This is a genomic window from Streptomyces sp. NPDC047841 (assembly GCF_040704085.1).
In the GTDB taxonomy this organism is placed as follows: domain Bacteria; phylum Actinomycetota; class Actinomycetes; order Streptomycetales; family Streptomycetaceae; genus Streptomyces; species Streptomyces argyrophylli.
Map to the genome: position 1 here is coordinate 1 of NZ_JBEYRP010000013.1, position 21,664 is coordinate 21,664.

Sequence of the window (21,664 nt, forward strand, 5' to 3'; positions counted from 1 at the left end):
GGACATCCTGCGCCACCTGCGCAACTCCGACCCCGCGCCCGCCGGTCTGTCGGCCCGCGAGAAGGTCGCCTACGACCGGCTGCTGCACTTCTACCACGACGGCTTCGGCTACGCGGCGATGATGAACCAGAGCCCGCAGACCATCGGTTACGCCCTCGCCGACTCGCCCGTGGCGATGGCGGCGTACTACTACGACAAGATCGCCGAGTGGACCGACTCCGGCGGTGAGCCCGAGAAGGTCCTCACCTACGACGAGATGCTCGACGCCATCTCGCTGTACTGGCTGACCAACACCGGGGCGTCCTCCTCCCGGCTGTACTGGGAGGGCTACCAGGCGGGCGGCGGACCGTTCGACGCGTTCCACATCCCCGACGTCCCCGTGGCGGTCACGGTGTTCCCTGGCGAGATCTACCCCGCGCCGCGGAGCTGGGGTGAGCGGGCCTACGGCAACCTCATCCACTGGAACGAGGTCGACCGGGGAGGCCACTTCGCCGCCTGGGAGCAGCCGCGCCTGCTGGCCGAGGAACTGCGCACGTCGTTCAGGTCGCTGCGGCACTGACGCCGCCGCGCCATGCGGAACGGGCTGTGGCCGGTCCGGCGAACCGGACCGGCCACAGCCCGTTCCGCGCACACGCGGCCGGCTCCGGCGCGTGCTCAGTGCCCCGCGCTCATGCCGCCGTCGACGTGCAGGATCTCGCCGGTGACGAACGGGGCGTTCTCCAGGTACAGCACCGCGTCGGACTGGTGCCCGCCCTTGGTCAGCGACGCCATGGCGGAGGGCAGGCGCATGTCCGGGCTGTCGACCAGGCTGGGGTGATGGTGACGACGTGACCGCCGCCCTGGACGAGCATGCCCCCGGACGGGCTCCGGGGGGACCGGCTAACTTGGCGCGCCCTCGCCCTGCGCCGCGACCCCGCGTCCGGCGATGCCTTCCCGGAGGGTGTCCTTCAGCTGCGGGGGTATCCGACCGGCCGGTCCCGCCTCCGCGGCTTCGAAGCGATTGCCCACCTCGCCTCAGGCGCGCTGGAGGACGCTGTCGACTTGTACCGGCCGACGTCCACCTCGGTCCCGCCCGGGCGGAAGGCTGACCGATTGCGGGGCGACATCGCCGACCCCGCCACCGTCGAGCGCGTAGTCGCCGCTTTGTTCCTGCCGGCTTCCGGTGCCCGGCGGGGCCGGGAGCGCCGAGAGCGCCGACCGCGTAGCCCGTGCGCGCCCGCGACGGCGGCTCCTCGACCTGCCGGCCGTCGAGAGGTGCGGGCGGGAGCGCTGTGTGTCGCCTCACACACACCGAGGACCGGACGGCACACATGATTCGCCCCCCGGATCCGCAGGGGAGGACGGGATAGCATCCGCCCATGTCGACGATCTGCCTGATAGGTGTGGGACGGATGGGCGAACCGGTGTGCCGCCGTCTCGTCCTCGCCGGGCACGAGGTGCGGGCCTACGACATCCGGCCCGAGCGCCGGGCGGTGGTCCGGTCGTGCGGGGCCCGGTGGTCGGACTCGGCGGTGGCCGCGGCGTCGGGGGCGGACGTGCTCCTCACGGTGCTGCCCGGTCCGGTCGAGGTCACGGCGGCCGTGCGGGACACCGTCCTCCAGGCGCTGGCCGCGCACGCCACCTGGATCGACATGAGCAGCAACACGCCTACGGCCGCGGACCCCTGCCGGCAGCAGGCGGCGGCGCACGGTGTCGGCTTCCTGGAGGCGCCCATCGGCGGCTCGGCCGCGGACGCCGCCGCGGCGCGGTTGCGGCTTTTCGTGGGAGGCGACGCCACCCTCCTGGAACGTCACCGTCCCCTGCTGTCAGCGGTCGCCGACCGCATCAGCCACGTCGGCGGCCCCGGTACCGGCTACACCGCCAAACTCCTGGTGAACCTCCTGTGGTTCGGTCAGGCGGTCGCCACCGCGGAGGCGCTGCTGCTCGGCCGGCGCGCTGGCATCGACCTGGGCGTCCTCACGGACGTCCTTGCCACGGGCCCCGCCTCGTCCGCCTTCGTCCGCAGGGACCTGCCCGCGCTCCTCGCCGGTGACTACCTCCCCGCGTACGGCCTGGACCGCATCCGCGACCAGTTGGCGGCGATCACGGCTCTGGCGGAACAGCGCGGCACTCCGCACGACGTCGCGGACACCGTCCGGCGCCTGCACGAGGAGGCGCTCGAACGGTACGGGCCCGTCGACGGCGAACTGCTGGCGGTGGCACTGCTCGAGGAGAGGGCCGGTACGCTGCTGCGCCACCCGAACCCGGCCACCGACTGACCAGCGAGTGGGGGGGGCGTGGTGCCGGACGGCGGGCAGTGCCGGCCGGGCGCGGCCCGGAAGTTCGCCGCACGGGCGGGCATCGCCCTGCCGTCCTGAGAACAGGATCCCGCCGCTGTCACGCGGAGCTGCGCCGGGTGCTGTCGGAGACGAGCTTCACCGCCGCCGCGTCCCGCATCCGCGACGAGATCGCCGCCATTGGCCCGCTCGGGCAACGGAGCGTCAGACGGACGCTATGCGCTCCAGAACCTTCGCGGCGGCGGCGATGTCGCAGCCCTCCAGACGCGAGAACACATGGCGTCGTACGCTCGCGAGATTGGTGGGCCACGCCTGCTTCAGCTGCGTCCACCCGGCACTGGTGAGAACGGCGAGCCAGGCCCTCCCGTCGGCGGGTGACTTCTCACGGGCGACGAGCGACTGCGCCTCCAGCCGGTTCACCACCCGCGTCATCCCGCTCAGTGACAGCCCGCACATGCCGGCCAGCTCGCTCATCCGGATCCGGTTGTCCGGCGCCTCGGAGAGGTGCACGAGGACCATGTACTCGGTACTCGAAATCGCATGCTCTTCCAGCATGTCCCCGTCCACGACCCGGGGCAGGGAGGTGATTACCCTCCCCAAGGCCCGTAGGAAGGCCTCCTCGTCGCGGTTCAAGGGCTTGATGGTCGTCACGTCTGCCATGGCGCCAGTGTAAATGCCGCAACCGGTCGACTTAAATTGTTGAGGAAACTAAAGTGATTTCACGATTTCCAGGAGATACGTGTCCGTCGGCCCAAGGCATCGCGCAGCGGTGTCCCGGACCGGGTGTCCGGCGTCCATGACCGTCGTCGGTGACCGGCGCTCTGGCCACCGCCGACGTGCGTCAGCAGCCTCGCGCTCGGGCCGGAGGGCCGCGATGACGTCGGCTTTGCGCGTCCAACTCCATGGGTATCCCGACGTCGACCACTTCCGCCCGGACCTGTTCCAGGCTGGCCGAGCAATTGCCCCGTTATGGCGTGCCTGCGGCAGGACGGCATTTCATCGCGGTCGGACGGAATAGCATCGGTCACCGAATCGGGCGCAGCCTGTTCGCAGGTGAGCCGATCTGGATGCGCAGCGCGCCCCGTCCCGCTGCCCGCCGGTCTCGGAAACGCGCGGACCTGGCCCGCGCCGCGTCGCTCACACCGACTGGAACCCGGTGTCACCGGCGGTGGTGTTGATCGCGGCACACACTGGCCGTAGCATATTGCACGGTCAAGCACATGGTTCGGTGTACGGCGTCCGTGCCTCGGCGCGCTCCCTCCGCTCGGCGGCACGTGTCCGCCGGGAATCCCCCGAGGGCACCTGCGGGGACCGGCCCCCTTGCCCCGGGAACCGTCCTTCCCGCCACCGGAGTCCTCGTGCCGTGACCGGCCGCGGCGGGGAAACGGACGCGCGAGCGAGAGGCGGCCGGACCGTGCCGCACGGAGGAAAGAGGATCCCGGGTGCCCCGCAGGACACACAACCCCTACGGCTTCTGGTACCGACTGGCCGCGGCCATCGCGAAACCGGTGCTGTTCCTTCTGGTCAGACACGAGTGGCGCGGGAGGGAGCACATACCCGCCGAGGGCGGCTTCCTCACCGCCGTCAACCACATCTCCTACTTCGACCCCCTCACCTACGGGCACTTCCAGTACGACAGCGGCCGGCCGCCCCGCCTGCTCGCCAAAGCGTCGCTCTTCACCATCCCCTTCGTCGGCACGGTGCTGCGCAGGACGGGCCAGATCCCGGTCCACCGCGGGACCGCGGACGCCGCGTTCGCGTTGCGGGACGCGGTGGACGCCGTCAACAGGGGGGAGTGCGTCGCGGTCTACCCCGAAGGCACCGTCACCCGCGACCCGGGGCTGTGGCCGATGACCGGCAAGACCGGTGCGGCGCGGATCGCGCTGACGACCGGGGCGCCCGTCATCCCGGTCGCCCAGTGGGGGGCCCACCGCATCGTGCCGCCGTACGCGCGCGGCGGTCGCGGCAACCGCAGGGTGCGGCTGGTCCCCCGCCAGCGGGTCCACGTGACGGCCGGGCCGCCCGTCGACCTCAGCCGGTACCGCGGCATGCCCCTCACCTCCGATGTACTGGCGGCGGCCACCGAGGACATCATGGCCGCCATCACCGCGCTCCTGGCGGAGATACGTGACGAACAGCCGCCCGCCGAACGTCACGCGCTCCCCCGGAAGACGCTCCCCCGGAAGACGCGCGAAGGCACCGGGTGAGAAGCCGGGAGGCGTGAGCGGCCGCCGGGCGTCCGAGAAGGGATGACGACACGTGTGCGGGTTCCCGAAGACGCCTCCGCGCTCTGCTGCCGGCCGGAGCCGGGCGGGTGGTTCCCCTGATGGACGAACACCCGTACGGCATTCGTCACCCCATGTCCGCCCGGACCGGGCGGGTTCTGACTAGCGTCGTGGCGTTTGTTCCATCGACACCCGCCAAGGAACACCATGTGCACTGATGCTGACATCCCCTCACACGGACCGGCCGGGCAGAGCCGGCGTGGCTTCCTGCGCAACGCGACACTGGCGGGCGCCGGGGCGGCGGCCGCGGGAATCGGCGCCCCCCTGCTCGGCGAACCGGCCGCGTACGCCGCGGACGCCGCCGGAAGCGGCGGCACCGGTACGTGGAGCCCCGACCCCGACGCCCTCCAGTTCACCCTCGCGGTCATGCCGGACACGCAGTTCCTGTACTGGGGCAGCCAGGACAGCGTCAACAGGACACCGCAGGAGGAGTCGTTCCGCTACATCATCCGCAACAGCGGGAGCGGAACGGACAACATCGTGTTCATGACGCACCTCGGCGACCTGACGCAGGACGCCGACCCGACGTCGTTCGACCAGGTCGACAAGGCGTTCTCCCTCCTGGACGCGCACGGGGCCGCCTACAGCGTGGTGGCCGGGAACCACGACGTGAGCGGCGAGGACGACCGCGGCGACACACCGTACCTGCGGACCCTGGGACCACAGCGCTTCAGACGCTCGAAGACCTTCGCCGGGGCGGACCCGACCGGCTACAACACCGCACACGTCTTCCGGGCCGCCGGCCGCTCCTGGCTGGTGCTCGCCCTGGACTGGCGGGCCACGGACCAGGCCTTCGCGTGGGCCGGCGACTTCATCAGGTCCCACCCGAAGATGCCCGTGATCCTCACGACGCACGACCTGGTCTACTCGACCTACGATGACAACGTTTTCCCGTACGAGTCCGGCGATCCGGAGGACAATGCCGAACTCTCCGGCTACGGCCAGAAGATCTGGGACAAGCTGATCAAGGACAACGATCAGATCTTCCTGACCCTCAACGGCCACTACTGGCCGTCGGGCCGCACGACCAGGAAGAACGCCGCCGGCAACGACGTGCACCTGCACATCGCCAACTACCAGAACCGCTACTTCGGCGGTGGCGGCATGATCCGGCTGTACCACTTCGACCTGGCCCGCGACACCATAGACGTCGAGACCATCAACCCGTGGATCCTCGCCCAGGACCCGGAGTCACGCAACAAGCTGGCGGCCGAACACGCCCGGATCACGGGCCCGGTCGACGACTTCTCCGTGCCGGTCGACTTCGCGAAGCGGTTCTCCGGCTTCCTGCCGGCGCCCGACCGGCCCGCCCGCCCGGCCGCCGGGGAACTCGTGAAGGGCACCCTGGCCTACTGGCGCTTCGACGGACAGGGCGCACCCGGCACCCCGCTCCCCGCCGGCCACACGATCCGTGACCTGTCCGGCAAGGGCAACGACCTCACGGTGGTGACCGTGCCGGGCACGGCCGCCGACGCGCTGACCTGGTCGCAGGACCACCACCCGGACCAGCCGGGCCACGCCAGCCTGGACTTCGCCGGCGGGCGCGACCCGCTCCACGGCGCGTATCTGAGCACCGGGCCGAACGCGCCGCTGAACAGGGAGACGTTCCGCGGCGGGTACACGATCGAGGCCTTCGTGCGGATGCCGCTGGACTGGGACGCCGGCAGGAACGGTTTCGCGTCGGTACTCAGCCGTCGCGGCTCCGCCGGGGCCGCCGGCAAGCAGGGCAGGAACACCGACCCCGACGAGCCCCTGGTGCAGCTCTCCATCTCGAACAACGGCCGCGAGCCGCAGTTCAACCACTACCCGCTGAACAACACCTACCCGACCACCAACTGGGGGCACGGCCTGGCCGAGCTGAAGTGGTGGCACCTGGCGGTCGTCAACGACGGGCGCTACACGAAGCTGTACGTCGAGGGCGCTCCGGTCGTCGACAACCCGCACCGGGTGTCGAGCGGCCTCACCTCGCTCGGGCTGCCGTGGCTGGTCGGCGGTCACGAGTACGCGGGCGCCGTGGACATCGTCTTCCACGGCAACATCGGTGACATCCGGGTCGTCAACCGTCCCCTGTCCGCGGACGAGTTCCTCACGGCCGGGTGAGCGCCTATGCGTCGCGCGAAGGGTGTCCTGCTGGACGAGGTCGACCTCATCGGCCAGATCCTCCCCACGGCCGGGCAGGGCTGACCGGGTCCGGCGGACCTGCGTGACCCGGTTCGCCGCGACGGGTCCCGGCCGGGCGCGCCCGCGGGCCCCCCGCCGGTTGGCCGCTGAAGAACGGGAACCGCCCGCGCCGGCCACGAGCCTGCCCGGTGTCCCCGTGCCCCGTCCGGCCGGAACACCCCGTCGGCCGGGGTCCGCGGGCGCGGCCGCCCGCAGCCGGTCGACGGCGCCCCCGGACCGTAGGCCGGCTCGTCCTGGCCGGGCCGGCCTGCCGGGTCACCTCCTCCGCTGCCCGCGCGGGCCCGGCGGACGCCGGTCGCGGCGGTCCGCGCGAGGCGTCGCACCGGCGCGGCCGCACCCCAGGGGCCCGGTGGCGGCCCCGATCGCCGGCCGATCGGCGGGCGGGACCGCCGGGCCGACGGGGCCGGTCCTGGCGAGGTCACCCGCCGCTCGGCGGACCGGTCACGCCCGCTCGGTGGACCGGTCACACTCGTGCGCGGGAAGGCCCGGATCCTCCTGCACCTCGTACATCCCCGTGCCGTCCAGGAAGCGGAGCGTGTTCAGGTCGCGCCGCAGGACGGCCTCCACGGGGTGGCTCAAGGTGAGCGTCGCCGGGTACCCCAGATCCCACGTGGTGGGTACGACGCGGTCGCCGGGTTCGACCAGGAGCGTCACGTCCCGGAAGCTCTCCAGGCGCCGGACCTCCTCCAGGGCGCGGTAACGCACCAGCCGCCCCGACACCGGGGAGACGAGCGCCGCCCAGGCGAACGCGGTCCGGCGCCGGTAGTCGTCCCCGGCGCGCGCCTTGAAGCGTTCCGGTCTGAGGTACGCGTCGGCGGACCACTCCAACTGGCCCTCGCCGACGGCTTCCGCCACGTAGTAAGGCAGCCCCGAGGGCCGGGCGCCCGCTTCGACCAGCCGGGGGCCGTCCGGCGTCAGCTTGATCTCCAGATGTGCCGCGCCGTGCCGGATGCCCAGCGCGTCGAGGACCCGGCGGGCGTACGGCACCAACGCACGGACCGAGGGGTCGTCCGAGCGGAGCAGCACCTGCGCGACGACCAGGTCCCGTACTCCGTTCGCGGTGATGCGATCGGTGCTCCACACATCGGTGACCTGGTGGAGGCCCGCACAGCTCACGGTGTTGACGATGTATTCGGCGCCGACCAGGTATTCCTGCGCCACGACATGGGTGTTGCGCTCGCCGAGACTGTGCACACGGTGCAGGAGCGAGCCGAGCGCGGCGGCCGAGTCGTCCGGAGTGTCGCAGAAAGTCACCCCCTCCCCGCGACAGGCGCGGAGCGGCTTGACCACCGCGGTACCGGCGAGTGCCTCGTGCCAGGCGCGTAGTTCGTCCTCGTCGTCGGTGCGTATCTGTCGCATGGCGGGCACGCCTTGCGCCTTCAGGCGTTCGATCTGCACGTACTTGTCGCGGCGAGCCTGACTGAGCGCGGTGCCGTTGGTGGGCAGACCGAGTCTTTCGGACAGTGCGTCGGCGAGCTCCACACCCGACTCGCGCCCCGGCAGGACGGCGAGCGGTCGCAGAGCGGCCAGCCTGGCGGCGAGGCCGTCGAGGTCGCCGTCGTGCACCAGGGTCCGGGCGAACTTCGCCGAGTCCACCGGCGCGACTCCCGGGAGGAGTCCGGGTGTGCTCTGGACCTGTATCACCCCGGCGCCCAGGGCGGCGAACGCGTCGGTGTAGCGGAAGGTCGTCCCGAACGCGTCCACGACGGCCACCTGTGGCTCGGACATCACATCTCCTCGTGCGTCAGGACGAGATGGCATGGAGGGCCTCGATCTCCCGGCGGGCCGCGAGCAGCCGGTACACCGCGTTGGTCAGCACGTTGCGCACGTCGAAACCGGACGTGCCCGGATTCTCATCGGCCAGGACGGTGCGCTCCCCGGACTGCGCGGCGATGTCCTTACGGGTCGTTCCGCGCGTTCCCGCGAACGCTTCCGGGATCATTTTCCTGGTCACCCCGAGATGGACCATGCGGAAGTCCGTGAACTTGTCGAAGACGCCGAGCAGTGCGGTCGCGGACTTCTGGTCCAGCTTGAGGCGGCCGTCGAGGACCGCCTGCGTGATGTTCTCCCCCCGTGCGGACATCGCCCGTCGTTCGGCGATGAGTTCGCGGGACCACGTGGGGAAATAGGGCATGGACTGGTCGAGATACACCTCGTACTCCTCGGTCGGCGGGACGAGGACCAGCTCCAGCAGCTGCACGCTGGGCATGAAGGCGCCGCTGGCTCCCCGGGGTCCGCCCTGATAGCCCATGTGATAGCGGCGGAAGGAGTTGAACTGTTCCCTGGTCAGTCTGCCGTAGCGTGCCATGCCGAGCCGGAACTCATCGAGTTTCCGGAACGCCTCGTCCATGCTGTGCGCGAGGTCCTCCGGGGACGGCTCCGACAGTGACGAGCACAGCCGGTCGTACGCCGTTCGTACGGACGGCTCCGTGAGGTGGTGTCCCAGGTAGAAGTCGCGCTCCAGGCGTCCGAGGTCGCCTTCCGAGAACACCCGCATGTGCCCGTGCCGCCCCCACTGTTCACTGTTGACGTCGATCAGGAGCTCGTAACTCATGTGCGGGTCCAGCGAGGGATGCCGCGCGCACTGTGCGGTGACGGCGTCCACCAGCGGCCGCGGGAACGCCTCCGGGCCGGCGGGCAGATAGCCGTTCAGCATGAAGAGCAGGTCCAGTTGCGTCACCCGCGCCGCGGCCAGGTCGTCGACCGGGAAGGCGCCGGCACCGGCCTCTTGCAGGATCCGGCACTGCTTGTCGGCGAGACCGGAGTAGGTCATTTCCTGCCGTGACACGGCCGACAGGTCGGCCGGCAGCTCGGAGAGAACATAGTCACGGATTCTGCGGACGTGTGCAGGAAGTATTTCGGGTGAGGGCGTTCGTGGGGGGTTCTCCGTACCGGAGAAGAGGTCTTCCTGGTTCATTACTGCCTTCACTCGGTCGCTTTTGACGACTCGTCGTGCCGGTAAGTCATTGTCGAGTCAAGTACATGTGGTTATCTGACGCCAGGTCAAGCGGCCTCAGGTGTCGTGCACGTCACTCGCCCTCTGGCGGTGCGCGGCCTTGACGGTGCCCGGTGTCGCAGCCGGCCGCCCCGGTCGGGGAGGGTCTGACGCGCGAGCCTTGGCTTGTTATGCACCAGGATTTTTGAAAGATAGTAAGTTACTTGCCCTGTAAATTACCTGCACCCACTTCTGTTCTGTCCGCTCCACCGACAGACTGCCGCTGGGCATCCGCCGCACCGACGAGGCCGCCAAGGCGCGCACCCAGGCGAAACCCGCCGGAACCACCACCGTCCGCGCGCCGGACAGCATCAACGGCGCGGCCGTCGCGGAGAACCACACCCGGGCCTTCGCGTCCTGGTCCGCGCTCACCACCGGAGGCGTCGCGAAGGTCTGGCCCGACGGCAGGGTCACCGCGGACCTGGCCGACTCGACGCGGCGGCTCATCTCACTCCCCGCGCTCCAGCAGGCGCGCGAACGGTACGAGACCGGCGTGGGGATCCTCGACGGGCGGCGTCTCACGCCGGGCCATCGCGTCGGCGAGTTCCCGAGCAGCTCGCCCGATACGCCGCACCAGCGGGGCCTGCGTGTCGCCGCTGCCGTAGCCCCAGTCATCCGTCGCGGCGAAGACCGCCGTGGGCACGACCACGGCGCGCAGGTACGCGAACAGGGGTCGCACCGCGTGCTCCAGGACGAGTGAGTGCCGCCCGGTGCCTCCGGTGGCGGCTGTCAGCACCGGCTTGTCCACCAGGGCGGTGTCGTCGAGGCAGTCGAAGAACATCTTGAACAACCCGCTGTACGAGGCGGTGAAGGTCGGCGTCACCACGATCAGGCCGTCCGCGGCCGTCACGACGTCGAACGCGCGGCTCAGCCCGGGTGACGGATAGCCCGCCATCAGGTGGTTGACCAGGTCGTGTGCGTGGTCGCGTACCTCGACGACGTCGACGCCGACCTGTGCGCCGCGCCCCTCCAGCTCCTCGCGGACACCGTCGGCGAGCCGGTCGGCGAGCATCCGGGTCGTGGACGGCAGCCGCAGGCCGGCCGAGACCACGGCGAGTGTGCGCTTCATCGTCCGCCCTCACCGCGTGCGACTCCGGCCGCCGCGCCCGCGGAGGGATGCGTGGGGGCGTCCGGAACGTGGGCGGGCCGGCTCCCGGCGAACTCCTTGCGCAGCACGGGCACGATCTCGCCCAGCGATTCGATCTGCTCCAGCACGGTCTTGTGCGGGACGCCGATGCCGTCCACGTTGAACAACTGCCGCTGGTAGTCGCCGCCCGCGTTCTCACGGTAGGCGAGAACGCGCTCGATCACCTCCTGCGGGCTCCCGACGACCATCGCCGTCCGGGCCATCGTGTCCTCCAGCGACGGACCGTTCCCGTACGCGGCGGAGCCGTCGAAGTAGGGGCGGAACTCCCGTACGGCGTCCTGAGAGTTCCCGCGCACGAACAGATGCGCGGCGAGGCCGACGACGGCGTGGTCGGCGGGACCGTGTCCGTAGTGCTCGAAACGGCTCCGGTAGAGGTCGACCAGCCTGCGGACGTGTTCCTTGGGCCAGAAGAGGTTGTTGTGGAAGAAGCCGTCACCGTAGTACGCGGCCTGTTCGGCGATCTCCGGGCTGCGGATGGACGCGTGCCAGACGAAGGGCGGAACACCGCCGAGCGGGCGCGGGGTGGAGGTGAATCCCTGCAACGGGGTACGGAACCGTCCGGTCCAGTCCACCACGTCCTCGCGCCACAGCCGGTGCAGCAGGGCGTAGTTCTCCACCGCCAGTTCGATGCCGTTACGGATGTCCTGGCCGAACCAGGGATAGACCGGGCCGGTGTTGCCACGGCCGAGCATCAGGTCGACCCGGCCGTCCGCGAGGTGTTGCAGCATCGCGTAGTCCTCGGCGATCTTCACCGGGTCGTTGGTGGTGATCAGCGTGGTGGACGTCGACAGCAGGATCCGTTCCGTCCGTGCCGCGATGTGCCCGAGCAGCGTGGTGGGGGAGGAGGGCACGAAAGGAGGGTTGTGGTGCTCGCCGATCGCGAAGACGTCCAGCCCGACGTCCTCCGCGAGCTTCGCGTACTCCACGAGTGCCTTGATCCGTTCGTGCTCCGTGGGCGTCCGCCCGGACAGCGGGTCGCGCGCCACGTCACCCACGCCGAAGATGCCGAAGTGCATATGTGTGTCCTGCCTGTCGTGTCGACGGCTGTGTCGGCCGCCGTGATGGACTGGATGTTGCTCGGCTGAGTCGACGGCTGCTCTCGGCCGGCGCACGATGCGCCGAGCGGGCCGCGACAGCGGTACGCGGCTGCCCGCGGGGTGCGGACGCGGCGGTGACGACGGTGCGGATGCCGCGGTGACGACGGTGCGGATGCCGCGGTGACGACGGTGGCGCGGTGTGGACGCCGCGGTGACGACGGTGTGGGCGCCGCGGTGACGACCGCGGCGTCGTCGGCTGCCACCGGCCGGACGGCACTCGCGCCGGCCGGTCTCAGTTCCGGCCGGGCCGGCCTGCTGTCTGGTCGTCGCCGCTTCCGAGGAGTGCGCCGGGCGGCATCAGGGGCGTGCCGGCCGGTCGGCGGTGCCGGCCGTGCCCCACGAGGTCGCCGGCGGGAGCGCGCCGGTCCTCGTCGGCGTGTGCCCCCCGGTGCCGGCCGGTGCCCCCGCATGTGAGGACACGCGTGATCCGAGCGTGTTCTGACGGGGCGTCGGTGATGCTGGGAGCCATCTCATGTTTCCTACGTGGTGTGCACTGCTGGGCAGTGGAGAACGATCGGGTGTCCGGCGGGCCGCGGGCGACAGGCGTGAGCCATCGCCGCTGACGAGCACGGAGGCGCGGCCTCGAATAACTTGCTGCGCGAAGCAAATATAGTCACGTATCTCGCCGGTTGATCAATCGGAACATGTGCGGTGTGCCACAGGGGACACACCCGGCGCGATCCCGTGAGGAGGGCGTACGCCTCTGTGGCGGCGGTCCGGCCGGGGCGCGCGGGGATTCAGACGGCGACGTTCCGCAGGACGGCGGCGAGCTTGGCGAGGTCGAAACCCTCCAGATGGTCGAGGAAGTGCCGGCGTATGGCGGCGAGCGCGCTCGGCCACGCCTCCTCCAGGCGCTTCAGCCCGCTGTCGGTGAGGTGGGCGTGCCAGCTGCGGCCGTCCTGGTCGCACCGCACGCGCTGGATGTAACCCTGACTCTCCAGGCGGTGCACGACCCGGGTGATGCCGCTGAGCGACATCTCGCAGGCGTTGGCGAGGGCGCCCATGCGCATCTGCCGGTCGGGCGCCTCGGACAGGTGCATGAGCGTCAGGTACTCCGTGTTGGACATCCGCTGCTCACGCATCAGGTCGGCGTCGATCGCGCGCGGCAGGGCATAGATGAGACAGGGAAGGGACCGGACGACGGCCTCTTCGTCCGCGGACAGCGGTCGAACGCCGTCCGCGGATGCTGTGGGCTTTGGTGCCATGGTCACATCCTCGTGTTCCCCTCGATGAAAGCTACGCCGACCGATCGGGGCGGACCGGAAGGTTACTTGTCACAGCAAGTATATCTCGGGCCGTCGCCGGGCTGCGCGTACTGCGGGGAACATGTCCTCCGACGCACGGCCTTCGAGACCCGCTGCGCGGGAGCCGCGTCCTCTCCGCGGACGAGGAGGCCGTCGTACGGACGCTCGGCCGTGTCATCCACGCCATGTCGCGCGCCGTCGACGTCGACATGGTTCGGGAGCAGCGTCTCCCTCTCGTCGAATACCTGGCACTGATGAATTTCTCGGAGGCCCCGGACCGGCAGCTGCGCATGAGCGACCTCGCCGCCGCGGTGGAGACGTCGGTCAGCGGCACGACGCGCCTGGTGGACCGCTTGGAGAGACGGGGGCTCGTGCGGCGGGTCAGGTCGGCACAGGACGCCGGCGGCTGGAACGCGAGCCTCACCGAGGCGGGGTTCGCCCGGCTGGAGAAGGCCTGGCCGACCAACCTGGCATCCGTCCGACGCCACTTCCTCGACCACCTCACGGGCCTGGACCTCGCCAGGCTGGCGGCGGCCCTGCGCAAGATCGGCACCTGACCGGTGCGGGCGCCCGCCCTGCGCGGCTGAGCCACTGGGTGCCGATCCGGGCGTGGACGCGTGCGTTCCCTCTCCCACGTAGATTGCCACTGAGCCTTTTCCATCCTCAGCCTGAGCTGGTCAGGTGGAGGATGAGGACGGCTTGGACGAGGCTCGTGATCCGGGTCGCCGAGCAGCGGAGCTCGCGGAGAAGCCGCCAGGACTTGAGGGTGGCGACGGCCTGTTCGACCAGCGCCCGGAACTTCGCGTGGGATCGGTTGACGGCCTGCTGGCCGGTGGACAGGCGGTCCCATCGGCCGCGGTAAGGGACGCGTACCGCGCCGCCTGCGCCCTGGTAGCCCTTGTCTGCCCAGCAGGTGATGCCGGCCTCGGTGAGAGCGGCGATGATGCCGTGCTCGCGAGCGGTCCGGACGTCATGGACGGCACCGGGAAGGGCCGGTGAAGCCCACAGGAGACGGCCCTTCGGGTCGGCGATGACCTGTACATTCATGCCGTCCAGGGTCACGAACGTCTTCCTGCGCGCTGTGATCATCGCTGAGGCCAGGGGCGGGGCAATGGCGGCCAAGACGTCAACGGCCTCGTGTAGGTAGCGATACACGGTCGCGATACCGACGTCGAACCCGGCGGTGGACGTAGGTGTCCCCGCACCGCAGGTGGGCAGGCACGAGCAGAGCCTGCCGGCCGACGGGAAGCCGCCGCCGGCGCGTCCCGATCTCGTGTCGCCGAGCCCGCAGTTGCTCACTCAGGTAGCGCAGGGCGCGGCGTGGACAGATCGATCGACGACGGGTAGGCGAGCAAACGAAGCTCCTGGGCAGCATGGGTGATCTTGGTCGTGACCCCAACTACCAGGAGCTTCGTGGCGTTTGTACGGCTGGCCAACTCGCGCACGGCGCGATCAGGTGGGAAAAGTGCCTTGAGAGAGGTCGAGGGCTGTTTGTCGATGCTCGCCCGGCTCAGCCAGCCGCCCGCAGCGGGCATCCGGTGCCAACACGTGCGTCGAGCTCGACCCGCAGGGCGGCAAGCTGCGCCATACGCGCATCGATAACCTGGATCTTCTCCTTGAACAGCGCGGACAACGCCTCGGCGGTGTCGGGCGCGTTCCGCAGTTCCTCGCCGGTCTGTGCGATCTCGGCCAGCGAGAAGCCGAGCGTCTGTGCGGTGCGGACGTACTGCAGCCAGGGCACTGCCTCCGGCGGGAAGTCGCGATAACCGTTGGCCAGACGCCGTCCCGTGACGAGACCGATCTTCTCGTAGAAACGGATGGTGTCCCTGGTCAGTCCCGCTTGCGCGGCCAGCTCCCCGATACGCACGGCTCTCCCTGAACTGCGGACTTGACCTTGGACAGTACTCCACTGTTTACCGTCGTGGCGTCCGTGCAGGAGACCAGCAGGAGCCTCGCCGTGTTCCGTCTTTTCGCCCCTTCCCACCCCGCCTGTCTTCGCGTCGTACGCACAAGTGCTTGGTACGACCTCGTGGTCACAGCCGGTTTCGCCACGCCGTGGACCTACGCCCTGGTGCACGACGCGCTGTCGAAGATCGGTGACGCGCTCGGGCTGGGCGCCCTGCCTGCCCTCGACCCGATAGAGATCCTTTACGCGAATCTGATGGGTTCAGTGGTGGTCGTCTGGGCGCTGCTCCGGATCATCAACCCGCTGCCAGTGCACGGACTGTTCGACGGCATCGCGCGCACGCTTTTCGCCACGTGGCAGGCGTATGCGCTGGCACACGGTGCCCCGCGCTGGCTGTGGCTGTTCTTCGTTGCCGAGGTGGCGTTCGGCGTCGTCCAGCTTGTGCCGTGGTGGCGGGCTCGACGCACCGACCTTATGGACCCCTCTGCCGGACAACCGCTCGGCGACGTGGGCCGGTAAGACCCAGACGAGTCTCTTGGCCGAAAACCCATTCGCCAGTGGCCTCGTCACTCCGCTAGGAGCAACTGCTGTGCCAGCGCACCAGGTTGGAAAAGGCTCACTGTTGTGTTTCTCGCCGTCCGCCTCGCCCAAGGGTGCAGCGGAAGGGTGATGTGCCGAACGGCCTTGTTGCGAAGGGGGCATCGCCGCGGCCGTCGGCATGCCGTCCTGTTCTGGGGCGCGAGCAGGTGCGCCGTCGTGGCGCGGGTACCCATCGTCAGCGGCGTGGAGATCGGCCCGCGCCACGTCTGCCGGAGCGTCGGCGGACGGTCGGCGGTGACCGGCCGGGACACCGCGCGGAGGCCCACCGGGTGTCCGGTGGGCCTCTGTCGCGTCATGCCTCCGGCCAGGTCAGCATGGCGCGGAAGGTGGCCTGTCCGACCGTCAGATCCGCTTGGGACGGCAGGGTGGACCGGTTAATGATCCGGGTCTTCATCTCGAAGATCCGGGTGGCGAGGCGGTCCGGGTGGGCGCGCCACGACGAACTCGTCGCCCACCCCGCGTGCCCGGCCGCGCATGGAGGCGATGCTGACGAACCGATGCTGTCCGTGGCCGACTTCGAGTACGCCAACGCGGAGATCTTCGAGGGACTCGCGGGCCCTGTTCGGGCCTCAGGTCGCCGGTGCTGGCAGCCCGGCCGGGCTACCGGTACCGACGTGCGTGACCGTTGTGCGGTGAGGGGCGGTCAGTGGGTGACGGTGCGGGCGGCGTGTTCGATCAGGTCGGCCACGGCGGCCGGCTGGGAGACGGAGACGGCGTGGGAGGCGTCGACCTCGACGGTGTGGGCATGGGCGCGTTCGGCCATGAAGCGCTGGGCTGCCGGGGGGATGTTGTAGTCCTGCGTGGCGATCAGGCTCCAGGAGGGGATGGTCTTCCAGGCGGGCTCGGTGGCCTTCTCCTCCAGGGCGTTCGCGGCGATGGGGCGCTGGGTGGCGGCCATGAGGTCGGTGGTCGGCCTGGGTACGTCGGCGGCGAACTGGTCGTGGAACGTGTCGGCCTTGATGTACAGGTCGGTCCGGGTGCCGTTGCCGACCGGGTCGAGGGTGGGGCCGAGGGTGCTGCCGGGGAACTTGTCGGACAGCTCCAATGCGCTCTCGCCCGCGTCGGGGATGAAGGCGGCGATGTAGACGAGGGCCTTGACCTCGGCGTTGCCGGTGGCGGCCTGGCTGATCACGGCGCCGCCGTAGGAGTGGCCCACCAGGACGACGGGGCCCTGCACGCTGTGGAGGTAGTCGCGCAGACCGTCGGCGTCGTCGGCCAGTCCGCGCAGCGGGTTGGCGGGTGCCACCACCGGATAGCCCGCGTGCCGCAGCCGCTCGATGACACCGTTCCAGCTGGAGGCGTCGGCGAACGCTCCGTGGACCAGGACGACCGTGGGCTTGTTCTCCGGCTTGCTGTTCATGGCATGTCTCTTTCTCGTGCGCTGGTACGGCGGTCGGTGTCTGCGTCTGCCGCGCCGGCCCCGGTCGTCCGGGTGCCGCCCGGTGCGCGCGGGGTCAGCGGGTGGTGCTGCGGGCGGCCTGTTCGATCAGGTGGGTGACCGCGGCCGGCCGGGAGACGGAGACGGCGTGGGAGGCCGCGATCTCGACGGTGTGGGCGTGGGCGCGTTCGGCCATGAAGCGCTGGGCGGCCGGCGGGATGTTCTTGTCCTGGGTGGTGACCAGGTCGAAGGAGGGGATGGTCTTCCAGGCGGGCTCGGCGGCCTTCTCCTCCAGGGCGCCGGCGGCGATGGGGCGCTGGGTGGCGGCCATGAGGTCGGTGGTCGGCCTGGGTACGTCGGCGGCGAACTGGTCGTGGAACTTGTCCGCCTTGATGTACAGGTCGGTGCCGGTGCCGCCGCCGGGGAGGGGGAAGGTGACGGGGTCGAGGTTCTCGCCGAGGGTGCTGCCGGGGAACTTGTTGGACAGTTCCAGTGCGCTTTCGCCCTTGTCGGGGAGGAAGGCGCCGATGTACACCAGCGCCTTGACGTTCTGGTCGCCGGTCGCGGCCTCGCTGATCACCGCGCCGCCGTAGGAGTGGCCGACGAGGACGACCGGTCCCTTGACGCTCGCCAGGACGCTGCGGACGTAGGCGGCGTCGTCGGCGAGTCCGCGCAGCGGGTTGGCGGGTGCCACCACCGGATAGCCCTCGTGCTGCAGCCGCTTGACGACGCCGTTCCAGCTGGAGGCGTCCGCGAAGGCGCCGTGGACCAGGACGACGGTGGGCTTCTCGCCCGCCGCGCGGTGCTCGGCCCTGGCCGCGCTGGCGGGGGTGGTGACTGCCAGCGTGAGGGCCGAGACCCCGGCGACGGCGCCCAGCACGGCGATGCGCTTGCGGGTGGGGCGGAAGACGGTCTTCAGGTCCATGGTGGCTCTCCTCGGGCAGTGGGCGTGCGACGAAACGTGTCTGCCGGGGCGGTCCCGCCCGTGGCGACATGGAAAAACATAGCGCGCAATTAAGTTGTGCACAACTCAACTCAGGTCACCGCTGCACCGACCGCTACGAGGTCGAAGTCGTCGCGCTCCAGCGTCTCGGCGAGCCGTTCCAGACCGGCCGACCCGCCACTGTTCCTGGTGAAGTCGCCGTCGAGGCCGACCGAGCCGACGGTGATGGCCGGCTTTCCGGTGAGCTTCTTCGCCGAGCCCGCGAGGCTGAGGTGGGACCCTTCGAACTCCGGCTCCCAGTAGCGACGGGTCGATGCGTGGAAGGCGCTGACGCCGGCGTCGGCCATCGGAGCGAGGACGGCCTGCAGCTCGTCGGGGGTGTCCGCCAGTCGGGCGTCGAAGTTCCAGCCCTTCCACTGGGAGAAACGGAAGATGACGGGGAAGTCCGGTGAGACCCGCTCGCGGATGGCCTCGACGATCTCGACAGCGAAGCGCGTTCGCGCGACCGCGTCGCCGCCGCACTCGCCCGTGCGGCGGTTGGTGAAGGGCCACAGGAACTGGTCCATGAGGTAGCCGTGCGCGCCGTGGACCTCGACGCCGTCGAAGCCTGTCCGCTCGGCGTCCGCGGCAGCCTGCGCGTAGGCCGCGACGACATCGTCGATGTCCGCTCGGCTCATGGCTCGGCCGGCGCCGTCCTTGTGGGCGGCGCCGAAGGTGATGAGTACGGCACCGGAGGCGGGGCCACACCCCGCTCCAGCGTGCAACTCGCCTGGGGCCGACGTCGCTTGGTGCGGTACTGGATACGGTGTTGCGCCCGGTCCGCGCGCTCGGCTCCGACGGCGGGATCAGGTGTGAGTGGTCCGGCTCCGCGGCGTGGCGGACGACGTTCGCGAGGTCGACCCGGACTCGCCGGGTGCGGACAGCAAGGCGCGGCCGGCGGACTCGGCGAGCCAGGCCTGCGCCCGGTCGAAGCTCCAGCCACGGTCACCCACGAGCGTGAACCAGGCCCTTTGGCCGAGGTGGAACCACAGCACGTCCAGGGCGGTTCCTCGATCGATTCCCTCTCGCAGGCCACCGAGTTGTACGAGACGGCCGGCGATGACGTCCAGGGCCGAGAGGTAGCTGCTGATCCCCTTCTCCATGACGTCGCGGGCGGCCGGCTCGCTGGGCGGGTGGCGCAGCAACCCGTAGATCACCCGCCAGTGCCGTTCATGCGCGCGGCGGGTGCCGGCGGCCGTCAGGCCGATCACGGTCCCCGATTCCCGCGCATCGGCCACGGCGGTCAGGGTCTCCTCCACGGCGGGGTCCGCCACGGCCTGCTCGAGGACCGCGGCGAAGACGGCCGCCTTGCCGCCGGTGCTCGCGTACACGGTGGGGGTGGCCACCGAGGCCGCCTTGGCGATGTCCGCGACGGTCACGTTCTCGTAGCCGCGTTCCAGGAAGAGCGCGAGTGCGTTGTCCAGGATCGCCTCGCGGGTGGCCTGGGCCGCCTGGGCCCGCCTGGGGGAGTGGTAGACGCTGCTCATCGGTCATGCAGCTTACCCACTTTGTTGACTATAGGGTCCTATGATGAATATAGTTTAGTCATGAACCAACTTGCGGAGCCCCGTTCGGTACTAGAGACCCGCCTCACCCACGAGACGCACCGCCGGGCCAGCGCCCTCCTGGCGGACGCGGCGAACAGCCGGTCGGCCGACCCGGAGGCCCTCACACACCTTCGTGACTTCCTCGTCGCGACGCTGCACCACCACCATGAGAGCGAGGACCACGTCCTCTGGCCGTTGATCGAGGCGACCGCCCCAGGCTCGTCCGCGCCGCTCGTCGCCCTCGGCGAGGAACACGAGGAACTCGAGAGGAAGCTCCGCGCACTCGCCGAAGCCCCCGTGCCCGCGGCGGAACCCAGGGACGCGCTGGCCGAAGCAGCCAGGGACGTGCGAGACCTGGTACACCGCCACCTCGAGCACGAGGAACCGGTGCTGTTCCCGGCGCTGCGGGAACACCTCACCGCTGAGCAGTGGGACGAATTCTCGCTGCAGGTGGTCTCCACGACGCCGCCCGTGGGCGCACTGCTGATGATCGGTTTCGTCAACGAGTTCGCCACCCAGCAGGAGCTGGACGCCATGATGTCCGGGCTGCCGGCCACCGTCCTGGAGATGGCACCGGTGATGGCGGCCGAGGCGGCCAAGGTGCTTGCCGCCGTGCGGGGCTGACGCACCCATCTCGGTCGATCGGCGGCCCGCGGCATGGTGCTCGCGAGTCGTCGGCCCCGAGGCCCGGCGCCCACCGCCGGCCGGGCCCACCGGTGGCCCCGGCATCGGGATACCGACGATCCCGGCCACGGCCACCGGTGGCCCCGGCACCCGGATACGGGAGATCCCGGCCGGCGCCGCGCCCCGACAGCACAGGGCGTCCATGAGGGCCGGCCCGAGCACCGCGATCCGCGCCATCAGGTCGAGTTCCGCCGGCCAGGCGTACCGGTGGCGGGAGTTGCCGTGGAGACAGCGACCGTCTTCGCCGTCGCGGGTGAAGTGGTGCGAAACAAGGATCTGCTCGACCGGCTCGAAGGTGTCGAAGCCGAGATGCCGCTCGGCGACGCCGAACGGCACCGCGAACTGCCCGGGCGGCGGGAACCGCATTGACGGCACCGGCTCGATGACGAATCGTCCGCCAGGACGAGATGGACGAGGCTGACTCGCCAGGGGCGCCGTCACGCGGACAGGCGGTGGACACGCCGACCGGCGTCACCCGGGGGCGCATCGCCTCCGACCGGCCGTGGAGACTGCCGTCGACCGAATGTGAAGACGCCGGCGAGCTGACAGGATGGTACGGAACGCGCCATGGCCGGGCCGGGGCCTGAGCGGGAGCTGGGGGACCGTAATGGGCTTGGTGATCGAGAGCCGACCGTCGGAGCTGGCGTACGTCGAGCGGGTGTGGCGCAGTCGAAGTGAAGACGTCTGCCGGATGATGTCCGTGGCGACGTCGCATGGGGAACTGGTGTTCTGGCAGCACCGGGGCGAGGCGCAGGCGGCGGTGCTTGGCCCGGAGGCGAAGGCGTCGCTCGCCCCGGTGCCGGAGGACTCCGTCTTCTTCGGGATCAGCTTCGCCCTGGGGACGTCGATGCCCCACATCCCGGTCAGTCGGCTGGTGGGCGGAAGCGCGGAGATCCCCGACGTGACGAGGCGCTCGCTGTGGCTGAAAGGGTCGGCCTGGCACGTCCCCGACTACGGCAACGCCGAGGCGTTCGTGCGCCGCATGGTGCGCGAGGGCATCGTGGACGTGGACCCGGTCGTCCCCGCGGTGCTCGGCGGAGCCGGCCCGGACGTGTCCGAGCGGACGCTGCAGCGGCGCTTCGTCGCGGCGACCGGCCTGACCCAGGGCGCCATCCGGCAGATCCACCGCGCCCGCCAGGCGGCGGTGCTGATCCAGGAGGGCGTGCCGGCCCCGGAAGTCACGCACCGCCTGGGGTACTTCGACCAGCCGCACCTGGCGCGGTCCCTGAAACGGTATGTGGGAAGGACCGCCACCCAGCTGAGCGCACCGGACGCGACGGAACCGCTGTCGCTTCTGTACAAGACCTCGCTCCTGGCGCCTGCCTAATGTCCTCGACGTGGC

18 protein-coding genes and 5 pseudogenes are annotated in these 21,664 nt (G+C 70.4%); 8 read left to right on the forward strand and 15 right to left on the reverse strand.

Going from position 1 to position 21,664, the window contains the following annotated elements:
* A pseudogene (locus AB0947_RS22305) lies at window positions 1–559 on the forward strand (epoxide hydrolase); the annotation flags it as partial.
* Between the two features lie 95 nt (window positions 560–654).
* Here AB0947_RS22305 and AB0947_RS22310 read toward each other — a convergent pair.
* Window positions 655–851: pseudogene (locus AB0947_RS22310) on the reverse strand (3-oxoacyl-ACP reductase); the annotation flags it as partial.
* Between the two features lie 507 nt (window positions 852–1,358).
* On the opposite strand from AB0947_RS22310, the gene AB0947_RS22315 reads away from it, so the two are divergent.
* Window positions 1,359–2,258 carry an NAD(P)-dependent oxidoreductase gene (locus AB0947_RS22315; protein ID WP_366752084.1) on the forward strand — a complete coding sequence of 300 codons (900 nt, stop codon included), beginning with the start codon at window positions 1,359–1,361 and terminating at the stop codon, window positions 2,256–2,258.
* A 222-nt stretch (window positions 2,259–2,480) separates the two neighbouring features.
* Here AB0947_RS22315 and AB0947_RS22320 read toward each other — a convergent pair whose 3' ends face one another.
* Window positions 2,481–2,936, reverse strand: coding sequence for a MarR family winged helix-turn-helix transcriptional regulator (locus AB0947_RS22320; RefSeq protein WP_366752085.1), 456 nt, complete (start codon window positions 2,934–2,936; stop codon window positions 2,481–2,483).
* Window positions 2,937–3,718: 782 nt separating this feature from the next.
* On the opposite strand from AB0947_RS22320, the gene AB0947_RS22325 reads away from it, so the two are divergent.
* Both AB0947_RS22325 and AB0947_RS22330 read left to right on the forward strand, forming a co-directional pair.
* Window positions 3,719–4,483 (forward strand): lysophospholipid acyltransferase family protein, encoded by a 765-nt coding sequence (locus AB0947_RS22325; RefSeq protein WP_366752086.1) that lies wholly within the window; start codon window positions 3,719–3,721, stop codon window positions 4,481–4,483.
* 225 nt (window positions 4,484–4,708) lie between these two features.
* Entirely contained in the window at window positions 4,709–6,661 is a 1,953-nt protein-coding gene (locus AB0947_RS22330; protein WP_366752087.1) for a LamG-like jellyroll fold domain-containing protein, read from the forward strand.
* Window positions 6,662–7,183: 522 nt separating this feature from the next.
* Here the strand turns inward: AB0947_RS22330 and AB0947_RS22335 are convergent.
* From AB0947_RS22335 to AB0947_RS22360, 6 genes are all read right to left on the reverse strand, one after another.
* Window positions 7,184–8,470 (reverse strand): biotin carboxylase, encoded by a 1,287-nt coding sequence (locus AB0947_RS22335; protein ID WP_366752088.1) that lies wholly within the window; start codon window positions 8,468–8,470, stop codon window positions 7,184–7,186.
* Window positions 8,471–8,486: 16 nt separating this feature from the next.
* Window positions 8,487–9,515 (reverse strand): hypothetical protein, encoded by a 1,029-nt coding sequence (locus AB0947_RS22340; protein WP_366752089.1) that lies wholly within the window; start codon window positions 9,513–9,515, stop codon window positions 8,487–8,489.
* A 351-nt stretch (window positions 9,516–9,866) separates the two neighbouring features.
* Complete coding sequence (locus AB0947_RS22345) at window positions 9,867–10,184, reverse strand: hypothetical protein (protein WP_366752090.1); 318 nt, start codon at window positions 10,182–10,184, stop codon at window positions 9,867–9,869.
* A 1-nt stretch (window position 10,185) separates the two neighbouring features.
* Entirely contained in the window at window positions 10,186–10,806 is a 621-nt protein-coding gene (locus AB0947_RS22350) for an FMN reductase (protein ID WP_366752091.1), read from the reverse strand.
* Entirely contained in the window at window positions 10,803–11,900 is a 1,098-nt protein-coding gene (locus AB0947_RS22355; RefSeq protein ID WP_366752092.1) for a CE1758 family FMN-dependent luciferase-like monooxygenase, read from the reverse strand. The genes AB0947_RS22350 and AB0947_RS22355 overlap by 4 nt, the downstream gene beginning before the upstream one ends.
* An 818-nt stretch (window positions 11,901–12,718) precedes the next feature.
* Window positions 12,719–13,186: a MarR family transcriptional regulator gene (locus AB0947_RS22360; RefSeq protein WP_366752093.1), complete on the reverse strand. Its 468-nt coding sequence runs from the start codon at window positions 13,184–13,186 to the stop codon at window positions 12,719–12,721.
* A 224-nt stretch (window positions 13,187–13,410) separates the two neighbouring features.
* Between AB0947_RS22360 and AB0947_RS22365 the strand changes: the two genes are divergently transcribed.
* The gene (locus AB0947_RS22365; RefSeq protein WP_366752094.1) at window positions 13,411–13,782 is read left to right on the forward strand and encodes a MarR family transcriptional regulator; all 372 of its coding nucleotides are present in this window, start codon (window positions 13,411–13,413) and stop codon (window positions 13,780–13,782) included.
* Window positions 13,783–13,888: 106 nt separating this feature from the next.
* On the opposite strand, the pseudogene AB0947_RS22370 reads toward AB0947_RS22365, so the two are convergent.
* Window positions 13,889–14,580, reverse strand: a pseudogene (locus AB0947_RS22370) (transposase family protein).
* Window positions 14,581–14,735: 155 nt separating this feature from the next.
* The gene (locus AB0947_RS22375; protein ID WP_366752095.1) at window positions 14,736–15,092 is read right to left on the reverse strand and encodes a MerR family transcriptional regulator; all 357 of its coding nucleotides are present in this window, start codon (window positions 15,090–15,092) and stop codon (window positions 14,736–14,738) included.
* Window positions 15,093–15,182: 90 nt separating this feature from the next.
* Here AB0947_RS22375 and AB0947_RS22380 point away from each other — a divergent pair, with 90 nt between their 5' ends.
* Entirely contained in the window at window positions 15,183–15,650 is a 468-nt protein-coding gene (locus AB0947_RS22380) for a hypothetical protein (protein ID WP_366752340.1), read from the forward strand.
* A gap of 724 nt (window positions 15,651–16,374) precedes the next feature.
* Here the strand turns inward: AB0947_RS22380 and AB0947_RS22385 are convergent.
* The 4 genes and pseudogenes from AB0947_RS22385 to AB0947_RS22400 form a co-directional block, all read right to left on the reverse strand.
* Window positions 16,375–17,091 carry an alpha/beta hydrolase gene (locus AB0947_RS22385; RefSeq protein WP_366752096.1) on the reverse strand — a complete coding sequence of 239 codons (717 nt, stop codon included), beginning with the start codon at window positions 17,089–17,091 and terminating at the stop codon, window positions 16,375–16,377.
* A 94-nt stretch (window positions 17,092–17,185) separates the two neighbouring features.
* Window positions 17,186–18,034: an alpha/beta hydrolase gene (locus AB0947_RS22390; protein ID WP_366752097.1), complete on the reverse strand. Its 849-nt coding sequence runs from the start codon at window positions 18,032–18,034 to the stop codon at window positions 17,186–17,188.
* Window positions 18,035–18,159: 125 nt separating this feature from the next.
* Window positions 18,160–18,738, reverse strand: a pseudogene (locus AB0947_RS22395) (12-oxophytodienoate reductase); the annotation flags it as partial.
* 159 nt (window positions 18,739–18,897) lie between these two features.
* Complete coding sequence (locus AB0947_RS22400; protein WP_366752098.1) at window positions 18,898–19,578, reverse strand: TetR/AcrR family transcriptional regulator; 681 nt, start codon at window positions 19,576–19,578, stop codon at window positions 18,898–18,900.
* 60 nt (window positions 19,579–19,638) lie between these two features.
* On the opposite strand from AB0947_RS22400, the gene AB0947_RS22405 reads away from it, so the two are divergent.
* On the forward strand, window positions 19,639–20,262 hold the full coding sequence (locus AB0947_RS22405; protein ID WP_366752099.1) for a hemerythrin domain-containing protein: 624 nt from the start codon (window positions 19,639–19,641) through the stop codon (window positions 20,260–20,262).
* Window positions 20,263–20,484: 222 nt separating this feature from the next.
* Here the strand turns inward: AB0947_RS22405 and AB0947_RS22410 are convergent.
* Window positions 20,485–20,724: pseudogene (locus tag AB0947_RS22410) on the reverse strand (SAM-dependent methyltransferase); the annotation flags it as partial.
* A gap of 205 nt (window positions 20,725–20,929) precedes the next feature.
* Here AB0947_RS22410 and AB0947_RS22415 point away from each other — a divergent pair.
* A complete protein-coding gene (locus tag AB0947_RS22415; RefSeq protein ID WP_366752100.1) occupies window positions 20,930–21,649 on the forward strand; it encodes a helix-turn-helix domain-containing protein in 720 nt (239 codons plus the stop codon).
* Window positions 21,650–21,664 lie beyond the last annotated feature (15 nt).